Annotated in this window: 4 protein-coding genes and 1 tRNA gene; 3 read left to right on the top strand and 2 right to left on the bottom strand. The window is 67.1% G+C overall.

The annotated features are described in order from the left end of the window. The first annotated feature begins 314 nt into the window (after nt 1-314). Together FKP22_RS20310 and FKP22_RS20305 are read left to right on the top strand one after the other, a co-directional pair. Nucleotides 315-399 (top strand) — tRNA-Leu (locus tag FKP22_RS20310). 320 nt (nt 400-719) lie between these two features. Next, nucleotides 720-1,973, top strand: a complete 1,254-nt coding sequence (locus FKP22_RS20305) for a hypothetical protein (protein ID WP_141289508.1) — start codon at nt 720-722, stop codon at nt 1,971-1,973. A gap of 13 nt (nt 1,974-1,986) precedes the next feature. Here the strand turns inward: FKP22_RS20305 and pobA are convergent, their stop codons facing one another. After that, nucleotides 1,987-3,186 (bottom strand): 4-hydroxybenzoate 3-monooxygenase, encoded by a 1,200-nt coding sequence (pobA, locus tag FKP22_RS20300; protein WP_141289507.1) that lies wholly within the window; start codon nt 3,184-3,186, stop codon nt 1,987-1,989. 75 nt (nt 3,187-3,261) lie between these two features. Continuing rightward, nucleotides 3,262-4,038 carry an IclR family transcriptional regulator domain-containing protein gene (locus tag FKP22_RS20295; RefSeq protein ID WP_231011626.1) on the bottom strand — a complete coding sequence of 259 codons (777 nt, stop codon included), beginning with the start codon at nt 4,036-4,038 and terminating at the stop codon, nt 3,262-3,264. 410 nt (nt 4,039-4,448) lie between these two features. Here FKP22_RS20295 and FKP22_RS20290 point away from each other — a divergent pair, with 410 nt between their 5' ends. Then, nucleotides 4,449-5,255 carry a response regulator gene (locus FKP22_RS20290; protein WP_231011627.1) on the top strand — a complete coding sequence of 269 codons (807 nt, stop codon included), beginning with the start codon at nt 4,449-4,451 and terminating at the stop codon, nt 5,253-5,255. Nucleotides 5,256-5,273: the final 18 nt, after the last annotated feature.

Below are 5,273 nucleotides of genomic sequence, written 5' to 3'. Positions count from 1 at the left end.
CGGCCACCAGCCCAGCGTGTCGCCCACCTGCTGCTGCAGGCCGTAGGCCGCTTCGGCATCGGCCGGCTGGCCGGTCCATTCGGCGGGCGACAGCAGTGCGTGGTGGCGATGGGCGGCGACCAGGGCTTCGGCGAGCGGGTGGAGTTGGGGCATGGCGACGGGCCTCTGAAGTGCAGTCCTCGCAAGACGTGCGCGGACAGGGTTCGATTCCAGCATGCTCCGTGAAATCTTCCCACATTAGAATTTTTGGCACTTTGGCTGGAACATGCTATAGTGCGAGGCTTGCCGGGAAGCAGCAATGCTTTGTCAGCAAAGCCCAGGTGGCGGAATTGGTAGACGCACTAGTTTCAGGTACTAGCGGGTAACTCCGTGGAGGTTCGAGTCCTCTCCTGGGCACCAACACAAAAAAAGGCCAGCGCATTTGCGCTGGCCTTTTGCATTTCTGCGCCTGCAATGCGGGTGCAATGGATCCGTCTGGCGCGCGGTTTCAGGCGGTGAGAGGTTTGTCACGCTTTTTCGGGTGGCAAGGCCCGGTCAGGCCACTCATCCCCTGGCTGTGGGCTGGCCGGCATGATGCATGCATGTCAGCATTCCAGTCGCCCCATGTCCTGGAGTAAATACAGATGTATCGCCTGAAGACTTCCCGCGCTGTGTCGCCCCACCCCGTTCGCCGCCTGCGTTGCATGGCCAGTGGGCTTGCGTTGGGTCTGGCCGTTTCGTTGGCATCGTTGGCGGCACAGGCTGGCACCACCACCAGCACGGTCACCAGCCTGACCAGCCTGTCGCAGCGCATGATCTCGTACCGCCACCAGGAGCACTCGTGGCAGACGGCCGATGGCGGCATTCACGTGCTGATCAACCACACCAAGCAGTCCGGCAACAATTCGCTGACCCTGTATTCCAGCCATGACGCTGGCGCCACCTGGCAGCAGCAGCAGGTCCTCAACGGCACCGGTGCCAGCAATGTGTCGGACGGCTACTACGACAGCGCGACGTCCAGCTTGTCGGTCATCTATGACACCGTCGGCGGTGACATCCGTTTTGTCACCTTCCCGTACGACAGCAGCAAACGCAGCTTTGCGGCTGGCGCGATCCAGACGCTGCCGCGCGGCAGCGCCACCACCAGCGGCGCGAACCCCAGCTTTGTCACCGACACCAAGGGCAACACCTGGGCCGCGTTTGTCGAGACGGACAGCGCGGACGGCAAGTCGGTGATCGTGCTGCACCTGCGCAAGCCCGGCAAGACCAAGTGGAACAACACCGGCCTGCAGTTCGGCCCGAAGGACGCCACCGCGCCTGCTCCTCAGGTCAAGCGCAGCGCTCGCCTGGTGTTGACCCCCGCGGGCGTCGGCATGGTCTTCACGGTGCATGAAACCATGTATTGGTCCGAGCGGCCCGTCAAGGGTGATGCAGGCACTCCGTGGAGCGCGGCACAGACCCTCTACACCAGCCCCAACCCGCCAGACAGCGAGCCAGTGTCCAGCCACTTCAACACCGCGCTGGATGGCAAGGGCTACATCCACCTGGCCTTCGCCGACGGCGGTGCGCTGATGTACATGCGCTACGACGCCAAGTCGCTCGCCTGGAGCCCGTACGCGACGCTGGTGCCGGCCTCGGCAGGCGCGCAGATCACCTATCCGCAAATGGTCTGGCAGGGCAACCAGAACATTGCCATCATCAGCAACTACGGCGAGATGGCCCGCATCTACCAGGCGACCGACCGTGGCACTTCGGCTGCTGCCGGCGACACGGGCGACTTCGCCTGCACCGACCGCTTCCAGCATACGCCGACTTCGCAAACCGGCGGCCTGCAGGACTACACGCTGCCGCGCCTCGAAGCACCATCCAACGCATCGCTGTTCCAGCCGGTGCCGGTGTTCCAGCAGTTCATCGACTACACCAACGGCTACGCCCAGCAGCGCGCGTTGTTCAACTCGTTCTCGCAGTCCGGCACGCCAGGCTGCAAGAACTGACCGCCGGGTGGCTTCAGGCCACCATCGGCAACCCCACATAGTTCTCGGCCATCACCGTCTGCGCGGCCTCCGATTGGCGCAGGTAGTCCAGTTCGGCCTGCTGCATGCGGTCGCCAAAGCCGGCGTTGTCCGGGAACCTGTGCATCAGGGAAGTGAACCACCACGAGAAGCGCTCGGCCTTCCAGATGCGGGCCAGTGCGCGGGCCGAGTAGCCGTCCAGCCCGGCGGCGCTTTTCTCCTGGTAATGCTCGGTCAGCGCCTCGGCCAGGAACTGCACGTCTGACGCAGCCAGGTTCAGCCCCTTGGCGCCCGTCGGCGGCACGATGTGCGCCGCATCGCCCGCAAGGAACAGCCGGCCGAAGCGCATCGGTTCGGTGACGAAGCTGCGAAGCGGTGCAATGCTCTTCTCGATGGCCGGGCCGGTGACCAGTGCGGCCGCCGCTGCCGGGTCCAGCCGGCGCTTGAGCTCATCCCAGAAGGCCTGGTCGCTCCACTGCTCGACCTTGTCCTCCAGCGAGCACTGCAGGTAGTAGCGGCTGCGCGTGGCCGAGCGCATGCTGCACAGCGCGAAACCGCGTTCGTGCCGAACGTAGATCAGCTCATGCGCCACCGGCGGCACGTCCGCCAGGATGCCCAGCCAGCCAAAGGGGTACACCTTTTCAAAGGTGCGCAGCGAGCTTTGCGGCACGCTGGCGCGGCACACGCCGTGGAAGCCGTCGCAGCCCGCAATGAAATCGCAGCGCAGCTCATGGTCCCGGCCCTGGTGCTGGAAGCGCACGCGCGGCGTGTCGCCGTCGAAGTCCAGCACCTCGACATTCGTGGCCTCATACACCGTGGTCAGCCCCTCTTCGGCGCGCGCGGCCATCAGGTCACGCGTGATCTCGGTCTGTCCGTAGACGGTGACCCGCTTGCCGCCGGTGCGTGCATGCAGGTCGATGCGCGAGCGCTGGCCGTCCACGCACAGCTCGAAGCCATCGTGCGGCAGCCCTTCGGCGTGCATGCGGGCCGCCACGCCGGCGCGCTCCAGCAGGTCCACCGTGGTCTGCTCGATCACGCCGGCGCGGATGCGGCCCAGCACGTAGTCGCCGCTGCGCTGCTCCAGCACCACCGCGTCAATGCCGGCCTTGTGCAGCAGCTGGCCCAGCAGCAGCCCAGCCGGGCCGGCGCCGATGATGGCGACCTGGGTGCGCGTGGGAAAGGTGGTGGGCGGCATGGCAAAGCTCCTGGCAATGGTGGCGGGAACAGCAGAAGCAGTGCGTTCGACAGCGCCCGCCGCGCCATCGTCGACTCAGATCAGCGATTGCAGCTGCGCCTGCAGTTGCAGCAGCAAGGGCAGGCCACGCTCGGCCAGCTCGTCCATGCGCATGCGCGAGGCATGTGCGCTGAGGTTGGCCGAGGCCACGACCTCACCCTTGAAGTTGCGCAGCGGCACGGCCACGGTGCGCAAGCCCAGCTCGAATTCCTGGTCCACCAGCGCATGGCCGCGCGCCCGCACCCGCTGCACCTCGGCGCGCAGCGCGTCGTGATCCACCAGCGTGTGGGTCGTGCGGGCGGGCAAGGTCTGGCGGCGCAGCCAGGCGTCCAGCGCCTCGGGTGACAGCGCGGCCAGCAGCACCCGGCCATTGGCCGTGCAGTAGGCCGGCACGCGGGTGCCCGGCTGCAGCGTGCTGGAGGTCAGCCGGCCTGAGCCGGCGGCGGCCACGGAGATCACGTCGTCACCTTCCAGGACACCGGCCGACGAAGATTCCTGCAGTGCAGCCGCAATCGCCTGCAACTGCGGCTGCAGCAAGCGTGGCAGGCGCGACGAGTGCATGAACGATTGCGCCAGCCGCAGCACCTTGACACTCAGCGCGAAGGTCTTGCCGTCGTGCTTCACATAGCCCATCTCGGCCAGCGTCAGCAGGTAGCGGCGGGCCGCGGCGCGGCTCAGGTCGGCTCTGCGGGCGACCTCGGCAATCGTCAGCTGCGGCCGGTCCTGGTCGAATACCTCGATCACGCGCAGCCCTTGCTGCAGGCTGGTGACGATGTCGGCAGTGCCGCGAGATTCGGTGGGAGGCAATGCCATGCCGGGCTCCATCAACGGCCGAACGCTGGCCAGCCCGGAGGCGGGCAGCAGCGCAAGGTCGGCAAGGCGGTTCGGCAGGGCGGGTCCCATGCGCCGAGTCTGGGCCGGCGAGGGTCGCAGTGGGGAGGTAATGTGCGCTGTGCGCCCACTTTCCATCAGATTGGGCGCATTGAAGCTGTGGAAAACCCGGAGACCCTGTCCCTGCGCCCGCCTCGGGGCTGTTTAGCCGTCCTTCGCATGTTTCATTTGTGAATGCAGAATCGACACGCACGACATCCAGGCCGCGACCCAGCCCAGGCAAGCTGTGAGGCTTGCCTGCAGCGCAGGCCCGGCCCGAAGAGGCCGGCGTGACAGGCAACAAGCGAGACAACGCGCCGCGGCAGCCGCCAGGCGCGACAGGAGACAACAAGATGATGGCAAGTCCGCCCACTGCGGCGCTGGCCGAGTTCCCCGCGGGTGCGCTGTCGCTCGGCGCCACGCCGCCATCGCGCGTGCTGGTGGTCGACGACGACGCCGACATGCGCCAGATGCTGGACGACGTGCTGCACCGCAGCGGCTTCGAGGTCGACTGCGTGGACGGTGCCGCGCAGATGCGCGAGGCCATGGCCAGGCACCGCCACGACCTGGTGCTGATGGACCTGCGCCTGCGCAACGAAGACGGCCTGGTGCTGGCCCGGCAGCTGCGCCAGGTCTCGCGCGTGCCCATCGTGATGATCAGCGGCAGCAGCGACGAGACCGACCGCGTGCTGCTGCTCGAACTTGCGGCCGACGACTTCCTGATCAAGCCCTTTGGCATGCGCGAACTGGTGGCGCGCGTGCGCGCGGTGCTGCGCCGCTACGAGCAGGCCGGCGCACCGGCCGTCGCTGCACCGGCACAGGTCCAGGCACCGTCCAACAGCCCGCGCCTGGCTTTTGGCGACTGGGTGCTGGACCTGGGCCGGCGCGAGTTGCGCAGCCGCGCCGGCGAGCTGTGTGCGCTCACGCAAGGTGAATACCGCCTGCTCGAAACCCTGGCCCGCCAGCCGCAGCGCCTGTGGTCGCGCGACGAACTGCTGGAGCAAACCCGCAGCGCCGACACCGAGGTCTACGACCGCACCATCGACGTGCTGATCCTGCGCCTGCGCCGCAAGATCGAACCGAACCCGCGCCACCCGCAGTTTATTTGCACCGAGCGCGGATTGGGCTACCTCTTTCAAGCGCTGGTGACGCCGCTGTGAGCGAAGCGGCGCCGCGGC

The organism is Ideonella azotifigens, assembly GCF_006519715.1.
Taxonomy (GTDB): Bacteria; Pseudomonadota; Gammaproteobacteria; order Burkholderiales; family Burkholderiaceae_C; genus Ideonella; species Ideonella azotifigens.
Note: the sequence above shows the minus strand (reverse complement) of the source record. Positions and strands in the feature narration are given on the sequence as shown.